15 protein-coding genes are annotated in these 16,172 nt (G+C 59.3%); 9 read left to right on the forward strand and 6 right to left on the reverse strand.

Going from position 1 to position 16,172, the window contains the following annotated elements:
- Nucleotides 1-358: 358 nt before the first annotated feature.
- The 3 genes from cysN to JZX87_RS05280 are packed head-to-tail and all read right to left on the reverse strand — an operon-like array spanning nt 359 to nt 3,682.
- A complete protein-coding gene (cysN, locus tag JZX87_RS05270; RefSeq protein WP_206824319.1) occupies nt 359-1,876 on the reverse strand; it encodes a sulfate adenylyltransferase subunit CysN in 1,518 nt (505 codons plus the stop codon).
- A gap of 1 nt (nt 1,877) precedes the next feature.
- The gene (cysD, locus tag JZX87_RS05275; protein WP_148144031.1) at nt 1,878-2,831 is read right to left on the reverse strand and encodes a sulfate adenylyltransferase subunit CysD; all 954 of its coding nucleotides are present in this window, start codon (nt 2,829-2,831) and stop codon (nt 1,878-1,880) included.
- Between the two features lie 53 nt (nt 2,832-2,884).
- A complete protein-coding gene (locus JZX87_RS05280; protein WP_206824320.1) occupies nt 2,885-3,682 on the reverse strand; it encodes a phosphoadenylyl-sulfate reductase in 798 nt (265 codons plus the stop codon).
- Between the two features lie 361 nt (nt 3,683-4,043).
- Here JZX87_RS05280 and JZX87_RS05285 point away from each other — a divergent pair, with 361 nt between their 5' ends.
- From JZX87_RS05285 to JZX87_RS05320, 8 genes are all read left to right on the forward strand, one after another.
- Entirely contained in the window at nt 4,044-4,508 is a 465-nt protein-coding gene (locus JZX87_RS05285) for an RrF2 family transcriptional regulator (protein ID WP_183822872.1), read from the forward strand.
- A gap of 80 nt (nt 4,509-4,588) precedes the next feature.
- A complete protein-coding gene (locus JZX87_RS05290; protein ID WP_286194163.1) occupies nt 4,589-5,101 on the forward strand; it encodes a GNAT family N-acetyltransferase in 513 nt (170 codons plus the stop codon).
- Between the two features lie 252 nt (nt 5,102-5,353).
- Nucleotides 5,354-6,391, forward strand: a complete 1,038-nt coding sequence (locus JZX87_RS05295; RefSeq protein ID WP_206824321.1) for a sulfate ABC transporter substrate-binding protein — start codon at nt 5,354-5,356, stop codon at nt 6,389-6,391.
- An 88-nt stretch (nt 6,392-6,479) separates the two neighbouring features.
- Entirely contained in the window at nt 6,480-7,337 is an 858-nt protein-coding gene (cysT, locus tag JZX87_RS05300) for a sulfate ABC transporter permease subunit CysT (RefSeq protein ID WP_206824322.1), read from the forward strand.
- On the forward strand, nt 7,330-8,190 hold the full coding sequence (gene cysW, locus JZX87_RS05305; RefSeq protein WP_148144026.1) for a sulfate ABC transporter permease subunit CysW: 861 nt from the start codon (nt 7,330-7,332) through the stop codon (nt 8,188-8,190). The genes cysT and cysW overlap by 8 nt, the downstream gene beginning before the upstream one ends.
- Nucleotides 8,191-8,202: 12 nt before the next feature.
- On the forward strand, nt 8,203-9,240 hold the full coding sequence (locus tag JZX87_RS05310) for a sulfate/molybdate ABC transporter ATP-binding protein (protein WP_183822868.1): 1,038 nt from the start codon (nt 8,203-8,205) through the stop codon (nt 9,238-9,240).
- 405 nt (nt 9,241-9,645) lie between these two features.
- A complete protein-coding gene (locus JZX87_RS05315) occupies nt 9,646-10,623 on the forward strand; it encodes a GNAT family N-acetyltransferase (protein ID WP_246435925.1) in 978 nt (325 codons plus the stop codon).
- Nucleotides 10,620-11,987 (forward strand): virulence factor family protein, encoded by a 1,368-nt coding sequence (locus JZX87_RS05320; protein ID WP_206824324.1) that lies wholly within the window; start codon nt 10,620-10,622, stop codon nt 11,985-11,987. Before JZX87_RS05315 ends, JZX87_RS05320 begins: the two co-directional genes overlap by 4 nt.
- A 54-nt stretch (nt 11,988-12,041) precedes the next feature.
- Here JZX87_RS05320 and JZX87_RS05325 read toward each other — a convergent pair whose 3' ends face one another.
- From JZX87_RS05325 to betA, 3 genes are all read right to left on the reverse strand, one after another.
- On the reverse strand, nt 12,042-12,401 hold the full coding sequence (locus JZX87_RS05325; protein ID WP_206824325.1) for a hypothetical protein: 360 nt from the start codon (nt 12,399-12,401) through the stop codon (nt 12,042-12,044).
- A gap of 29 nt (nt 12,402-12,430) precedes the next feature.
- Nucleotides 12,431-13,990 carry a S8 family peptidase gene (locus JZX87_RS05330; protein WP_206824326.1) on the reverse strand — a complete coding sequence of 520 codons (1,560 nt, stop codon included), beginning with the start codon at nt 13,988-13,990 and terminating at the stop codon, nt 12,431-12,433.
- Nucleotides 13,991-14,083: 93 nt separating this feature from the next.
- A complete protein-coding gene (gene betA, locus JZX87_RS05335) occupies nt 14,084-15,733 on the reverse strand; it encodes a choline dehydrogenase (RefSeq protein WP_206824328.1) in 1,650 nt (549 codons plus the stop codon).
- A gap of 108 nt (nt 15,734-15,841) precedes the next feature.
- Here betA and JZX87_RS05340 point away from each other — a divergent pair, with 108 nt between their 5' ends.
- Nucleotides 15,842-16,165: a hypothetical protein gene (locus JZX87_RS05340; RefSeq protein ID WP_206824329.1), complete on the forward strand. Its 324-nt coding sequence runs from the start codon at nt 15,842-15,844 to the stop codon at nt 16,163-16,165.
- The last annotated feature ends 7 nt before the right edge of the window (nt 16,166-16,172 follow it).

A 16,172-nucleotide genomic window follows, 5' to 3' on the forward strand; every position in this document is an offset into this window, starting at 1 on the left:
CCTGTATTCTCATTTTTGGGAACAGCTGAAGAGAGCCGGCGTTATCAGCCCATCGAAACCGATGGAGGTGACTATGCTTAAAGGTATCGCATTGTGGGCAATGGGAGTTCCTATCTTTGTAATCGTTCTGCTCTACATGTTTGTTTTCTAGCTGCAGCCACTTGTTGCGCCATTGAGCAGAAGCAGCTCAGCCGAAGCATTATCGGCTGCAAAACAACAAACTCATATGAAAAGGCCCGCTTTCGCGGGCTTTTTTTGTTTCCGTAATTTGTGATCTGAGAGCTACTGGCGCTGAGAGTTACAACGCACTTGTCGTAACACGAAGGCGGCTTGCGCCGCCCTCATGACATTCTTGCGGTCAGATATCGCTTCCGGCATTGGAGAAGAACTCGGCTGCTTCTGCGGCCGTCAGTCTCCTGATCTCCGCTTCGTCGCGGCGTGATGCGAACAATTCACTTGCCATCAGCTGTTCGGCCAAATCCGCGGGCAGCGAAAGCACGATGCGCTGTTCACCTTCCTTGCCGCGATGGATGCCGCCGACATCTGCGCGCTTCGCGGTAACCATGCCGCCGGCAACCGTATTCAGCGTGTCGGGATCGATCAGGACGAAGGCGCCGGTGGCGCGGTTCTGCTCATAGGCATCGAACACCGCCGGTTCTTCGAAGGAAAGATGCACCTTGCCGATCGCGTTCATCGAAAGCAGCGAGGCATGCGGCTTCCACTGGCCGGTCGAAAGATCGAGCTGCGAAGTGGGTTCGATCGTTACCCGCTGCCGGCGCGAGCCGCTTTTCAGCCAGTAACGCTTGCCCGGCTCGATGCCGCCCGGCTGAAGCGACACGAGCTGCGCGTCGAAGGATGTGCCGGTCATCGGCTGGCCGTCGATGGAGACAATGATGTCGCCACGCGCCACATCCACCTGCCGGTCGAGAACGAGCGTGATCGCATCGCCGGCCACCGCTGCATTGCGCACGAGATCGAAGGTGACGATCTGCTTCACATTCGCGACGGTGCCCGAAGGCAGGATCGCAACCGAGTCACCCGGCTTGATCGCGCCGCCCGATACCGTACCCTGATAACCGCGAAAACTCTCGCCGGGGCGCACGACACGTTGCACGGGGAGGCGGAAACCGCCGGCCTGGGTGGAACGGCTGGTGGCAAGCTCCAGCGCTTCGATCAGCGTCGGGCCCTCATACCAGGGCATTGCGTCAGCGCCGGAGAGAACGACATTCTCGCCCTTGAGCGCCGACATCGGAATGGCCGTTATCTGCCGCACACCGAGTGCCAATGCGAATTCGCGGAATTCGACCGCGATCTTTTCGAACACTGCCTTGTCGTAACCGATCAGGTCGATCTTGTTGACCGCCAGCACGAATTGCCTGATGCCCATCAGTGCCGCGATCGTTGCGTGCCGACGGGTCTGTTCGAGCAGGCCGACGCGGGCGTCAGCCAGAAGGATGGCGAGATCGGCGGTAGAGGCGCCGGTCACCATGTTGCGGGTATATTGTTCGTGGCCGGGTGTATCGGCGACGATGAAGGAGCGGCGATCCGTGGAGAAATAGCGATAGGCGACATCGATCGTGATGCCCTGTTCGCGTTCCGCCTGCAGGCCGTCGAGCAGCAGCGCGAAATCGGGCAGGCCGAGATCGTTCTGCGCGCCGCTGTCGCGTGCAAGCGTCGCCGCCTGGTCTTCCTTGACCGCCTTGGTGTCCCAGAGTAGCCGGCCGATCAGGGTCGACTTGCCGTCATCGACGGAGCCGCAGGTGATGAGGCGCAGCGGCCGCGTATCGCGCGAAACGCGGGCGGCGGATTCGGCGAAGGGAATGACATTCGCCGAAGCAGCGACGGGCGTAGTTGTGGCTGTAGCTGTGGCGCTCATCTTAGAAATATCCCTCGCGCTTCTTCTTTTCCATGGAGCCGGACTGGTCGCGGTCGATGGCGCGGCCCTGTCGTTCGGAAACGGTTGCGATTTCCAGTTCCGCGATCACCTCTTCCAGGTTGGACGCCGTCGAGCGGATCGCGCCGGTGAGCGGAAAGCAGCCGAGCGTGCGGAAGCGGATCATGCCGTGCTGGATTTCTTCGCCGGGCTGGAGTTCCAGCCGCGGATCTTCCGCCAGGATCATCATCCCGTCGCGCTCCACATAGGGGCGCTCGGCGGCGTAATAGAGCGGCACGAGCGGAATGTCTTCCGCCTGGATGTATCGCCAGATATCGACCTCGGTCCAGTTCGACAGCGGGAAGGCGCGAACGCTCTCTCCCTTTTTGATCATGCCGTTATAGATGTTCCAAAGTTCCGGCCGCTGGTTGCGCGGGTCCCATTTGTGGTCCGGCGTGCGGAAGGAATAGATGCGTTCCTTGGCGCGGGAGGCTTCCTCGTCGCGACGAGCGCCGCCGAAGGCCGCATCATAGCCGCCTGCATCGAGTGCCTGCTTCAACGCTTCTGTCTTCATCACGTCGGTATAGAAGGCCGATCCGTGGGTAAACGGCGTGATGTTTTCTTCGGCGCCGCGCTTGTTGGTATGGACCACGAGATCGAGGTCGTATTTTTCGGCGATCTGGTCGCGAAACTCGATCATCTCCTTGAACTTCCAGGTCGTGTCGACATGCAGAAGCGGGAAGGGGACGCGGCCGGGGAAGAATGCCTTGCGTGCCAGATGCAGCAGCACGGATGAATCCTTGCCGATCGAATAGAGCATGACCGGGTTTTCGAACTCCGCGGCAACCTCGCGAAAGATATGGATCGCTTCGTTTTCGAGGGCTTTCAGATGCGGATCGAGCGGCGGGCGGGAAACGGGTGGGTTCCTGATTTCCGTTTCCTGTGCAGACAGGGACATTTCGGTCTCCGGTAGATTTTGAATGTTACACACAAAGAGTGGGGATTTGGGCCTCAGCGGGCGATGGAACTCGCGAGCGGTGCTGAAGCCGGTATCGGCTGAGACGCGCTTTCCGGGACATGCAGTCCGCATTCGCGTTTCTCGTCGTTTTCCCACCACCATCGTCCGGCGCGTTCAGGCTCGCCGGGCTTGATGGCGCGGGTACAGGGCTCGCAGCCGATGGAGGGGTAACCGCGGGCATGCAGCGGGTTGACCGGGATATGCTCAGCCGTCACATGGGCATTGATCGTGTCGATATCCCAGTCGGCCAGCGGGTTGACCTTGATGAGGCCGCGCTCGGCATCATATTCGGCAAACGGTGTGGTTGCGCGATTGCCGGACTGGCCGCGGCGCAAACCGGTCACCCACACCTGCGCTTGCGAAAGCGCCTTGGCGAGCGGGATCAGCTTGCGCACATGACAGCAGGCGTGCCGTGCTTCGATACTGTCGTAGAAACCGTTCAGGCCGTATTTCGCGGCATAGGCATCGATGTCGTCCTGTTGCGGATGAAACCGCCGGATCGTCATGTCGTAACGCTCCTCGGTTTCCGAGATGAGCGCGACCGTTTCCTGGAACAGACGTCCGGTTTCCAGCGTGGAAACTTCGATAGGAAGGCGATGCGTACCGATTGCGGCGGTGATGACCTGGTCTTCTATTCCAAGCGAGGTGGTGAAAACGGCGTGGCCAAGTTCGGCAGCAGCGGAAAGACGGCCGGCAAGATCGAGGCTTGCAAGTCTGACGTTCAATTCTTCGGCGAGGCTCTCGTTGCCTTTTGCATACGCGGTACGCTCAATCACATCATGCGAGGTCATGGTTCTTCTTTCATCAGCAAGTGCTGTAGTATTGCGACTTGCAGGGGCTGATGACAGGAAAAGCCGTTTCTTCCGCCGGTTCTGGGGAGCAAATATCTCTAGAAAGCCGGGCCTACACAGAAAACCTGCCGCCTTAACCAAATGTGACTGTTTTTACGGCAGCAGATGCCCGCATAGGTTTGTATTTTCTGCATGTTTGCGGTACTCCAGAACGGAGTGTGCGATGCGGCATAGCCGTGTGCACGAACGCGACCGCGGATGTCGCATCCAAGATATTCGCGAGGCGCAGGGATACGAAGTGTGAAGCGGCGACGTGAGGGCAAAAAAGCCTCGCGGCGGCGTTGCTGTTGATGGTTGCGTGATGATATCCCAGAAAGCGAAATATGCGCTTCGAGCCTTGGCCGCTCTGGCGCAGGCCGACCCGGATGAGCCGATGCTGATCTCGGAGATCGCGGTCCAGCAGTCCATTCCGAAGAAATTTCTGGAACAGATCCTGCTCGACCTGAAGCGCTCCGGCATCGTCATGAGCCGCCGTGGCAAGCAGGGTGGATATCTACTGCTGAAGCCCGCCGACGCGATCTCCTTCGGTGAAGTCCTGCGGCTTGTCGACGGCCCGATCGCTCCGCTTCCCTGCCTGTCGCAAACCGCCTATCGCAAATGCGATGATTGCGATGGCGAACACCTGTGCGAAATCCGCCATGTCTTCGCCCGTGTAGCCGACGCCACCCGCGACGTTCTGTTCAACACCACGATTGCCGATGCGATCGAGGGGGCAGGCGAAGGTACACAGAAGCCAGCTCAGGTGAGAGAGCTTCTGACGGCGTAAGCCCTCTTGCTTAATTGATATTGGCGTCTGCCTACGTGCAGCAGGGCATGCTAATGTACTCTCCTTGTCGAGAGGCTGGCATGTTTTCTGTGTCCATCGCAAAATCACCGGAGGACTTCGAGATCGCCGCGGCGCTATGCCGGGAACTGGCGGATTGGGATATCGCCATGGCCGCGACCCATGGCGTCGATCCTCAACTGGTGACGGATCTTTATCACGGTGAGACTGCGGCAAGCCTTGCCCGGCGTTACGCGCAATCGGGGACAGGAATGCTGCTGGCATCATGGGATGGCCAGCCGGCGGGATGTTTGGCATTTTCCATCTTCGACGATACGGCCGACGAACTTCACAAATTCTACGTGGCCCCCAATTTCCGGCAAAGAGGCATCGGCGGCGCAATGATGCGGGCGGTCATCCATGCTGTCGAAGCGCGTCGGAAGAGCACGCTGCTGGCGCACACCACCATCTATATGACCGATGCCATCTCGATCTATCGCGCCTGCGGTTTCGACTTCTGCCCACCCTTCCGAGACGTGCCCAAAGCGGTTGGCCATACGGAGATTTTCCTCAGGCGCGACGCTCCGCCGGGTTGAAATCGAGCCTCCGGAACGAATTTCGGCCGGATTGCGTTTTTGCCGTTCGGTGTTTTCCCGATGCTGCTGTTCTGTGAACTCATGCTCATGGAACGCATTCTTTGTCGCGCGAACCCGCCCGAGGGAAACAGTTTTGCCTTCTTTTCGCCGTGAATTGACTAAGACGACCTGACCGATAGAGTTTAGCCCATATCAAATGGCCCGATGATCACGGGACACTGGTCATGGGACAAGGATCACAGGAGAGACTCTATGCTGAACTTCACCGATGGGATTGGAAAGCGGCTGGCAGTGCTTGCGCTCGGCGTGACGCTCGCTGCAGGAAGCATAGCGCCGGCCTTTGCCGCGAGCCAGCTTCTGAACGTGTCCTACGATCCAACACGCGAACTCTACAAGGATTTCAACGCCGCCTTTGCCAAGCACTGGAAGGCGGAAGGTGGTGAGGATGTCACAATCCGTCAGTCGCATGGCGGGTCCGGCGCGCAGGCTCGCTCTGTGATCGATGGCCTTGAGGCCGATGTCGTGACGCTGGCGCTGGAAAGCGATATCAACGCCATCCAGAAGACCGGCAAGATCAAGGAAGACTGGCGCACCCGCCTGCCCAACAACGCTTCGCCCTACACCTCGACGATCGTCTTCCTCGTTCGCAAGGGTAATCCGAAGGGCATTAAGAACTGGGGCGATCTGGTGAAGGGCGACGTGCAGATCGTCACGCCGAACCCGAAGACATCAGGTGGCGCCCGCTGGAACTATCTGGCTGCTTGGGCTTGGGCCAATGAAGAATTCAAGGGCGATCAGGACAAGATCAAGGCCTATATCGGCGACCTCTACAAGCGCGCTCCGGTTCTCGATACCGGTGCCCGCGGATCCACCGTCACCTTTGCCCAGCGCCAGATCGGCGACGTTCTGCTCGCCTGGGAAAACGAGGCCTATCTGGCCGGTGAGGAATTCGGCAAGGATGCGTTCGACATCGTCGTGCCGCCGATCTCCATCCTCGCCGAACCGCCGGTCGCAGTCGTCGATGCCAACGTCGACGCCAAGGGCACCCGCAAGGTCGCCGAAGCCTATCTGCAATATCTCTATTCCGACGAAGGCCAGAACATCGCGGCCAAGCACTTCTATCGTCCGTCCAAGCCGGAAGTGGTGAAGCCGGAACTGTTGAAGCAGCTGCCTCCGATCAAGCTCGTCACCATTGACGATCCGCTCTTCGGCGGCTGGAAGAAGGCGCAGCCGGAACACTTCGGTGATGGCGGCATTTTCGACCAGATCTACAAGCCCGGCGCCAAATAATCACTCAAGTGACACTGGAGGCACGGTGCGGTAGTTTGTTGCCGCACCGTTGCCATGTCGGGCCTGAACGTAGAATTCGGAACCAAGCATGACCGCATCCGCTACCGCTTCCACGGCGGGCTGGAGATTGAAACAGCCGAGCATCATCCCGGGTTTCGGGTTGACGCTCGGCTTTTCGCTCGCCTACCTGTCGCTGATCATTCTCATCCCCATCGCCGGCCTGCTCTGGCGCACGGCCGAACTCGGCTGGTCGGGCTTTTTTGCCATCCTCTCCGATGAACGGACGATCCGGGCTCTTTATGTATCCTTCGGCACGGCCTTTATCGCGGCAGTGATCAATGTCGTCTTCGGCACGCTGCTCGCCTGGGTGCTCACCCGTTATCGCTTTCCCGGGCGCCGGCTGATCGATGCGATGGTCGATCTGCCCTTCGCCCTGCCGACGGCTGTTGCCGGTATCGCGTTTGCCTCGCTTTATGCGCCGAATGGCTGGGTCGGCTCGCTGTTCATGCCCTTCCGCATCGCTTTCACGCCGATCGGCATCGTCATCGCGCTGATCTTCATCGGTCTTCCCTTCGTCGTGCGCACCGTGCAGCCGATCATGGAAGAGATCGACAAGGAGGTGGAAGAGGCGGCTGCCACGCTTGGCGCCAACCGGTTCCAGACGATCTTCAATGTGCTTCTGCCCGGTCTTACGCCAGCCCTTCTGACAGGCTTTGCGCTCGCCTTCGCGCGCGGTGTCGGAGAATACGGCTCGGTCATCTTCATCGCCGGTAACATCCCTTACGTGTCTGAAATCGCACCGCTGCTGATCGTCATCAGGCTGGAAGAATTCAATTATGCGGGCGCGACCGCCATCGCCACGATCATGCTTCTGATCTCCTTTGCCATGCTTCTGGTGATCAACCTCATCCAGGCCTGGAGCCGCAGGAGATATGGCAATGTCTGATAATCGCCGTATCTCCTTCCGTAATCCGGCCGACGAAAGCTTCTCCACCAAGCTGATCCTCGTCGCCCTGACGCTCGTCTTCCTCGCCTTCTTCCTGTTCCTCCCGCTTGTGTCGGTTTTCTACGAAGCCTTTCGCGAAGGATGGGTCACCTATGAGGAAGCGTTGCTGGAACCCGATGCCTGGGCAGCGATCCGGCTGACGCTGATCGTGGCTGCCATCGCCGTGCCACTCAATCTCGTCTTCGGTCTGGCCGCCTCCTGGGCGATCGCCAAGTTCGAGTTCAAGGGCAAGGCGTTTCTGATCACCCTGATCGATCTGCCGTTTTCGATCTCGCCGGTCATCTCCGGTCTGGTCTATGTTCTTCTCTTTGGCAGCGGCAGCCTTCTCGGCCCCTGGCTGAAAAGCTATGGCATCGAGATCCTGTTTGCTGTGCCGGGCATCGTGCTTGCCACCGTCTTCGTCACCTTCCCCTTTGTTGCGCGCGAACTGATCCCGCTGATGCAGGACCAGGGCACCGGCGATGAGGAGGCGGCACTGTCTCTGGGTGCTTCCGGCTGGCAGACGTTCTGGTATGTGACGCTGCCCAATATCAAATGGGGCCTGCTTTACGGCGTGCTGCTCTGTAACGCTCGCGCCATGGGTGAGTTCGGCGCCGTCTCAGTCGTTTCCGGCCGTATCCGCGGCCTCACCAACACCATGCCGCTGCATGTCGAGATCCTCTATAATGAGTACAACATGGTCGCCGCCTTTGCCGTGGCATCCTTGCTGGCTCTTTTGGCACTCGTCACGCTCGCTTTGAAAACCTTTCTCGAACTTCGGTTCGGTGCCGGCGCTGCCGGTGGCCGGCACTAGGATACCCCGCGTATGGAAGTCAAAATCAACAATATCCGCAAGGAATTCGACCGTTTCGCCGCGCTGAATGACGTATCGCTCAATATCGCTTCGGGCGAATTGATCGCGCTGCTCGGCCCGTCCGGTTCGGGCAAGACGACACTGCTTCGCCTGATCGCCGGCCTGGATTTCCCGACTGCCGGTCAGATTTTCTTCGGTGAGGAAGATGCCTCCCGCCATTCGGTTCAGGAGCGCAATGTCGGCTTCGTTTTCCAGCATTACGCGCTGTTCCGTCACATGACCGTGGCGCAGAATATCGGCTTCGGCCTCAAGGTCCGTCCGTCCGCCAGCCGCCCGCCGAAAAGCGAGATCAAAAAGCGGGTTTCCGACCTGCTCGACATGGTGCAGCTCTCGGGGCTTGAAAACCGCTATCCCAACCAGCTTTCCGGCGGTCAGCGCCAGCGCGTGGCGCTTGCCCGTGCCATGGCGATCGAACCCCGCATCCTGCTGCTCGACGAGCCTTTCGGCGCGCTCGATGCCAAGGTCAGGAAGGAACTGCGCCGCTGGCTGCGTGAATTCCACGACCGCACCGGCCACACGACCGTGTTCGTCACCCACGACCAGGAAGAAGCGCTTGAACTTGCCGACCGTGTTGTCGTCATGAGCCAGGGCAAGATCGAGCAGGTCGGTTCAGCGGATGATGTCTACGACCGCCCGCAGTCGCCCTTCGTCTTCTCCTTCATCGGCGAATCCTCGCATCTGCCGGTCGAGGTGAAGAATGGCACGGTTCTGTTCCAGGGCGAGCCGATCGGCATTTCGGAAAAGACCGATGCGGCCGGAGACTTGTTCTTCCGCCCGGAAGACGTGGTCCTGACCGACGAGAAGGACGCATTGTTCGGCAAGGTTACTGCCTGTCGCCGTCTCGCCGGCACCCGTATTGCCGAGATCGACATCGCCAACAACGGCCACGATCCGTTCCATGTCGAAGTGGAGGTGCCATTGCATGCTCCGATCGAGCTTGGTTCGGAAGCCCGTTTCCGCCCGACCCGCTGGAAGATCTTTACCAAGTAACTGCCGGACGGTTTACGGCCGGAGTCCGTGAGCTTGTTGATGTTCCAGCCCTGTCCGAAGAGCAAGGAGGGGCTGGAATACTATTTCCATCCAAGCTTCGTCTGTCGTCTTGCCCGCATCGGTTTGTATATCCGGCTCATGTGTCGCAGCCGCTACATCTTTAAGGCGTAAGATTCGATAAATACAAATACGCTAAGGCAATTGCGGTTCAACGTCTTTAATAGGCTTAAAATGTCGGCTCATGTCGATGAAACCTGCCAACAGAAGCAGCATGAGCTGCTATCCCAAGCTGTAGTCGATACGGTTTCGGCATCTCGTCAGCCATTGTTCGGGCGCTTTCTGCGCGGCGCTGGCCAAGCGCAATCCAGAGGGCGCGCCCTTCGGCAAGGCCCCCCGCCGGAAGATATGGCGAAGGCGCTGGCCATTCTTGCAAACCAGCCGAATGCCAGCGCGGGTCTTGTCCGGCTCGGAGACAAGCAGATCCTGTTTTCCGATTGCGAGCAGGCGTTTGTCATGTATGCCCGGCACGGCCACTCGCTGGTCGCGCTGTTCGATCCTGTCGGCCCGCAGGAACTGTGGCCAAACCTGCTTGAAAAGTTCATGGCGACGGCGCGTCATCAAGGCAGCCGACCGGTCTTCTATCAGGTTTCGAAAGCTTTCCTGCCGCACGCCTTTGATTGCGGCCTGCGTCCATACAAGCTCGGCGAGCAGGCAGTGGTAGACCTGACCCGTTTCGACCTCAAGGGCGGTGCCTGGCTGAAACTGCGCCGCTCGATCAATCGCGCCGAACGCGACGGGCTGGAATTCTCCATGCTTTCACCCGATGAGGTGCCCGAGGTCATAGACGAGCTGCTCTCGGTCTCGCGTGCCTGGCTTGCCTCGCACAATGCCTCGGAGAAGGGTTTTTCGCTCGGCACATTCGATCTAGCCTATGTCAAGGCATGCCCGGTGGCGATCATCCGCTTGGAAGGGCGCATCGTCGCTTTTGCAAACATTCTCGAAGCCGGGCAGCATGGCGATGCCTTCATCGACCTCATGCGCCACATTCCCGAGACGCATCGCGGAATGATGGATCTGCTCTTCGTGCGCATTATGGAGCATATGAAGGCGCGGGGTTTCCGCACGCTCAATCTCGGCATGGCGCCTCTCGCGGGCCTGGCGGATCATCACTATGCGCCGCTGTGGAACCGGCTCGGCCGGGAGATCTTCGAGTTCGGCGAGCGTTTCTATAATTTCCGCGGCGTGCAGGCTTTCAAGTCGAAGTTCGATCCGGTCTGGCAGCCGCGTTATCTCGTCGTTTCGGGCCGCGGTCTTCCGCTCGCTTCCATCTTCGATGTGACGATGCTGATCGGCGGCGGGTTGCGCGGGATCTTGCGCAGATGAGGGCTTTGCCGGTTATCGTTGCAGCGCTCACGCTGGTTGCCGGTGCCGTCGAACTCTATCACATGCAGTTCGCTCAGAATGAAATCGTCAGCCTGCCGACCTCCCGCATCAGCGACCCGCAGGTGCAGGAAAAAGGCATCGTCGTGCTTCTGTCGGACGCCGATGGCTGGGGCCGCGAAGAAGACCGCATGTCGGATGCGCTGACAGCCGATGGTGCTGTAGTCGTCGGCGTCGATCTGCCCGACTATTATGCCGGGCTTGGCGAAGAGAAGCGGGACTGCCTCTATCTCGTCTCCGATATCGAGGAACTGAGCCGCCAGATCCATCGCGACCGGGACATGACGACCTATCGCGCTCCGCTTGTGGCAGGCATCGGCGCCGGCGGATCACTGGCTCTGGCGATTGCCGCCCAGACACCGTTCTCCACCATCGGCGCGACGCTGGCGGTCGACCCGGATCCGTCGATCGCCCTGTCGAAAATACTCTGCACGCCGGCGCCGAAAAATCAGGTCGATGGCGGTATGCGCTATGGCCTGACCGAAGGCGAGCTGCCGAACGATATCGACGTCGTATTCACGCCCGAAGCCGCAAAGGCGGGGCGCGAGCATGTCGAAGATCTGAAACGCACCCACCCCGACATCGAGGTGACTGCGGATGACGAGGCTTCCGAGGAAGCTTTGCTTGCAGTTTCACGCAGCGTGATGACAGCCGCTGAGGCCACCGGTTCTCCGCTGGACCTTCCGATTGTGCCGATCGAGGCCGCGCCGCGCCGCAATACGATGGCGATCATCTATTCCGGTGACGGCGGCTGGCGTGATATCGATCAGAAACTCGCGGCATATCTGAAGGACGAGGGAATCCCGGTCGTCGGCGTCGATGCCCTGCGCTATTTCTGGAACGAAAAGACGCCGGCACAGACGGCAGCCGACCTTTCCCGCATCATCGCCACCTACCGCCAGCGCTGGAATGTCGAGAATGTCGTTCTGATCGGCTATTCCTTCGGCGCCAACATTCTGCCCGCCACTTACCGGCTGTTGCCGAAAGATGACCAGGATGCGGTTCGTCTCATGTCGCTGCTGGCACTGTCGCATCAGGCCGATTTCGAAATCGCCGTCACCGGATGGCTCGGTTATGCCGGTGCCGGCAAGCATGGTGATCCGGTGGATGACTTAAGAGCGATCGAGCCTCTTAAGATCCAGTGCGTCTATGGGCTTGAGGAAGAAGATACGGCCTGCCCGGATTTGGGTGAAATCCCGGGTGTCGACATACAGCCGCGCAAGGGAGGTCATCATTTCGACGGCGATTACCGCGCGCTCAATCAACTCATCGTTGATCGACTGAGCCAGCTTCTGTCAGTGATGTGACAGTGAAATTCGGTTGTTGCCACGGCAGGCGAAACGGAAACATCGCGGCGTGCTTTAGATCGCCGCGAAGCTTGCTTCATTGGGCAGGAGATCGACCTGCTGTCCGTCGAACAGGTCCGAATGTTCGCCGATCGCCTGTTCCCAGGCGGCTGCGGGTCCCTGGGCGATCAATTGCAGCGAACCGTTCATGGGGTTGACGACCTTCAGTCCGAGCGGCTCATAGGCATTCAAGGCATCGATGACCGGTGCCTTGGCCCGCAATGAAACTTCCCGCAAAGCCGCCTTGCGGGCCATGATATCCGATATCTCTCGGGCCTGAGACATTTCCTGATCGGCATTCACTTCGACGATGAAAACGATCGAGTCCTGCGGCGACGAGTTCGAAACGATATTCCTGACTCTGGCATTCAGCATGGTCAGTCCTTTCGATGGAAGAGCCGGCGTCATGGCAGCAGGCCTTCCAGGTCAATGCAGCCACGCCCCACTCTTGGGGCTATATTGGCCCAATTTTGATTACATCTAGTAAACTCCATCAGCGTTTCCGTCAAACGTCGAGGCTGGCCGGTGAGTTCCGGATACTTCTCAAGAATGAGCGCCAGAGCTGATGAAATACATGGCGCCGAGAGCGAGCTGCCGTTCATGGAGGCGTAGCCGCCGCCGGCCAGAGCACTGTGTATATCCACGCCCGGTCCTACGATATTCGGTTTGCTCGGGGCTTGCCGCGCTCTATCGCCGTAGGAATACCCCCAGTCGCTGAAGGCGGCGACACGATCGTCCCTGTCGATCGCCCCGACGGCGACGACATGCTCAAGCTTGGCGGGAAAGCAATGGTTGCCCATACCCAGATTGCCGTTGTTTCCGATTGCCGCCACGACCACCGCGCCCTGGTCGGCAGCGTTGCCGATCGCCTTGTAAAGGCTGCTGATATCCTCTCGGGTCAGGTTTCGTGTGCCGAGCGATGCGTTGACGATCTGGACGCCGTCGCCTTGAGGGCCGGCTTCGTTGACGAGCCAGTTCAGGCCGCCAAGCAACTGCGCAAAGTAGCCTCGCAATCCCCCGTTCTCCGACTGCTCCGTCAGCACGGCCGCAACCGAGAGATGGACCTGCGGTGATATGCCGGCGTTCTGGCCGGCGCATATGCCTGCCACATGTGTTCCGTGGCTGCCGAAATCCCGCGGGCTTGCGCCCGGCACTTCGACGCCGTTGAGGTCGAACTGCCGGTAGACGATATGGTCGCCTTTCCTGTGTGAAAATTCAGGATGATCGACATCGATGCCTGTGTCCAGAAGGCCGATGGAGATGCCGTTGCCCCGGTATGCCTGGGGAAGCTCGCCTCGATTGGGAAGAATGCGACGGTGCCAGAAGTCGGGTGAAGTTTGCAACTCCCGGATCTCCGGCGGATGCACCAGGATTTCCGAGTTTGGAACGACCTCGACGCCCTGTTCCTCGAGGATATCGATCATCGGCTGTTCCAGTCGAGGCAGGATCACCGCTCCCAGCGCTTCGAGATAGACCCCGCGCAGAAACAGTCGCTCGCCGCGGCTAACCCGCGCAACCGCGGGCAGAGCCTGCCGATAGGTGTTGGAGGCGTTGATGAGATCCAGTGTCGTTTGCGATCGGGACGTCATCGCCACATGCATCAGCCGCCGCAATTGTTTGCGGGAATCCGTCTGGCTCGTTTGCGGCAAGATGATTTTGTTCTCGGAACCCGGACCGGCCTTGTCGCTCTGTTCGTCCAGATAGCGATTGTCCGGAAGGAGAATGATCACGGACGATTTGGGCGACACCTCGATATCCGCAGTAAGCCCACCAATCTCCGGGCGACTGTACCGGGCAAGCGACTGGATGCCGCGCTTGTTCTTGTAAAGGCGGATCCAGCGCCTTCTGAGATCTCGCCGGTGGCGTTTTCCTGCAAAACCGCCGCTTCCGCGCCAGACGTACGACTGCTTTGCAAGCGCACGCACAAACTCTTCCGGCGCCAGCGCCAGGATCCTGCTCATCATGATTCGCCCCCAACTTTTGACTGAGGCGAGAATATTATCGCTATTTAAGATTGCAACAATTTCCTGCGCAACCAAAGGGTGAGACGGGTTGCATCAGCGGTCGCTGAGTGCTGCCCGCGGATTGACCCAGGGCTCTTGATTGCTCCGGGGCAGGGGAACTTTTCCGAGGATATGATCTGCCGCCTTCTCGCCGGTCATGATCGAAGGCCCGTTGAGATTGCCATATGTGATGTGCGGGAAGATCGAACTGTCCGCGACCCTCAAGCCTTCCACTCCGATGACGCGACATTCCGCATCGACGACAGCTTGTCGGTCGTCAGCGCTTCCCATCCGGCAGGTGCCGCAGGGATGGTAGGCGCTTTCCAGATGCTCGCGCAGGAAAGCGTCGATCTCGTCATCTGACTGCAGGTTTTCACCGGGCTGGATTTCCGGTCCGCGATAGTCGTCGAATGCTTTCTGGTTGAAAATTTCGCGCGTCAGCCGCACGCAATGGCGGAATTTGATCCAGTCTTCCTCATGGCTCATGTAGTTGAAGCGAATGACCGGATCATCCTTCGGATCCGCCGAACGAAGGGTTACGTTGCCACGCGATTTAGAAAGATTGTAGCCGACATGCGCCTGAAAGCCGTGGCTCTTGGCGGCAGCTTTCCCGTCGTAGGAAATCGCCACCGGCAGGAAATGATACTGGATATCCGGTTGCTTCAAGCCGGCCTGCGAGCGCAGGAAGGCGCAGGCTTCGAACTGGTTGGAGGCGCCAAGGCCGCCCTTGGACAGCACCCATTGCGCCCCCGCCACCCCCTGCCAGAACCACGGCAGCCAGGAGTAGAGCGAAACCGGCTTGGTCGAGACCTGCTGGAAATAGAATTCCATATGGTCCTGAAGATTGGCGCCGACGCCCGGGCGGTCAACCTTCACCTCGATACCCATGTCCTTCAAGTGCGCCGCAGGCCCGATACCTGACAGCATCAGAAGCTTGGGCGAGTTGAACGACGAGGCTGCCACGATCACCTCGCGGTTGGCTTTAACGACTTCCGGCACGCCGCGCCGCAACACCTCGACACCGGTCGCTCGTCCATTCTCGATGACGATCTTCTGCGCCAGACCATAGACGATCTCGACATTCTTCCGCTTCATCGCTGGCCGCAGATAGGCATTGGCGGCAGACCAGCGGCGGCCCTGATGGATCGTCTGTTCCATCAGCCCGAAACCCTCCTGTTTCGAGCCGTTATAATCCTCGGTCGTTTCGAAGCCTGCCTCGGCACCCGCCCGGATGAAGGCATGAAAGAGCGGGTTCTTCACTGGCCCGCGCTGCACATGCAAAGGCCCGTCGGTACCACGCCAGCCTTCTTCTCCCCCATGGCTGTGCTCCATCCGCTTGAAGTAGGGCAGCACGTCGGCATAGGACCAGCCTCGCGCGCCAAGCTCCTCCCAACGGTTGTAATCCTCCGCATGGCCGCGCACGTAAACCAGCCCGTTGATCGAGGATGAACCGCCCAGAACCTTGCCGCGCGGCGCGGTGATGCGGCGGTTGTTGAGATTGGGTTCGGGTTCGGAGAGATAACCCCAATTGTACCGCTTCATGCTCATCGGCCATGCCAGCGCTGCCGGCATCTGGATGAACGGGCCATAGTCCGACCCACCCGCCTCGATGACGATAACCGAATACCGGCCATCCTCCGAGAGGCGGTAAGCCATTGCAGACCCTGCCGAGCCGGAACCGATGATGACGAAATCTGCCTGCATGAATATCCTCGAACTGCTATGATGACGGTTCTAGAGTGGTTGACGCGGCCTGGCTGTTTCAATTGCGGCAGTATGATTTCAAGGTTGGGCTGAACTGAAGGTTATGCAATGAGTGATCAGAAGACACGCGAGCGACGGTCGCCGCCTCGCGACAAGCAATTGTCTTTGGAGAAGGATGGCCGGAACGACTCCGGAGAGAACAGCAAATCATCCCGAAAGAATATCCCTTTGTTTAAAGCGCAATCTAATCGGCGCGGCCGTCACGGAGCGAGGATTGCGATCAATACGATTGCCGCAGATGGTGACACGGTGCAGGCGGAGCGCCAGTTGCTTTTCGCCGATCATAAAGCTTTGCAGCCGAGCAAGACGAAGTCACCCGACACACCGCTAGGGGAAACGCTGCAAAAGAAGGGTAAGCGACCAAGCAAATAGCCGCTCA

Origin of the sequence: Agrobacterium sp. Ap1 (assembly GCF_017313375.1) — a bacterium.
GTDB lineage: Bacteria > Pseudomonadota > Alphaproteobacteria > Rhizobiales > Rhizobiaceae > Neorhizobium > Neorhizobium cellulosilyticum.

Bases quoted from the DNA above. Each gene is read 5' to 3' on its own strand.
- cysN (WP_206824319.1), bottom strand. From the start codon at position 1,876: ATGAGCGCCACAGCTACAGCCACAACTACGCCCGTCGCTGCTTCGGCG.
- cysD (WP_148144031.1), bottom strand. From the start codon at position 2,831: ATGTCCCTGTCTGCACAGGAAACGGAAATCAGGAACCCACCCGTTTCC.
- JZX87_RS05280 (WP_206824320.1), bottom strand. From the start codon at position 3,682: ATGACCTCGCATGATGTGATTGAGCGTACCGCGTATGCAAAAGGCAAC.
- JZX87_RS05285 (WP_183822872.1), top strand. From the start codon at position 4,044: ATGATATCCCAGAAAGCGAAATATGCGCTTCGAGCCTTGGCCGCTCTG.
- JZX87_RS05290 (WP_286194163.1), top strand. From the start codon at position 4,589: ATGTTTTCTGTGTCCATCGCAAAATCACCGGAGGACTTCGAGATCGCC.
- JZX87_RS05295 (WP_206824321.1), top strand. From the start codon at position 5,354: ATGCTGAACTTCACCGATGGGATTGGAAAGCGGCTGGCAGTGCTTGCG.
- cysT (WP_206824322.1), top strand. From the start codon at position 6,480: ATGACCGCATCCGCTACCGCTTCCACGGCGGGCTGGAGATTGAAACAG.
- cysW (WP_148144026.1), top strand. From the start codon at position 7,330: ATGTCTGATAATCGCCGTATCTCCTTCCGTAATCCGGCCGACGAAAGC.
- JZX87_RS05310 (WP_183822868.1), top strand. From the start codon at position 8,203: ATGGAAGTCAAAATCAACAATATCCGCAAGGAATTCGACCGTTTCGCC.
- JZX87_RS05315 (WP_246435925.1), top strand. From the start codon at position 9,646: ATGGCGAAGGCGCTGGCCATTCTTGCAAACCAGCCGAATGCCAGCGCG.
- JZX87_RS05320 (WP_206824324.1), top strand. From the start codon at position 10,620: ATGAGGGCTTTGCCGGTTATCGTTGCAGCGCTCACGCTGGTTGCCGGT.
- JZX87_RS05325 (WP_206824325.1), bottom strand. From the start codon at position 12,401: ATGCTGAATGCCAGAGTCAGGAATATCGTTTCGAACTCGTCGCCGCAG.
- JZX87_RS05330 (WP_206824326.1), bottom strand. From the start codon at position 13,990: ATGATGAGCAGGATCCTGGCGCTGGCGCCGGAAGAGTTTGTGCGTGCG.
- betA (WP_206824328.1), bottom strand. From the start codon at position 15,733: ATGCAGGCAGATTTCGTCATCATCGGTTCCGGCTCGGCAGGGTCTGCA.
- JZX87_RS05340 (WP_206824329.1), top strand. From the start codon at position 15,842: ATGAGTGATCAGAAGACACGCGAGCGACGGTCGCCGCCTCGCGACAAG.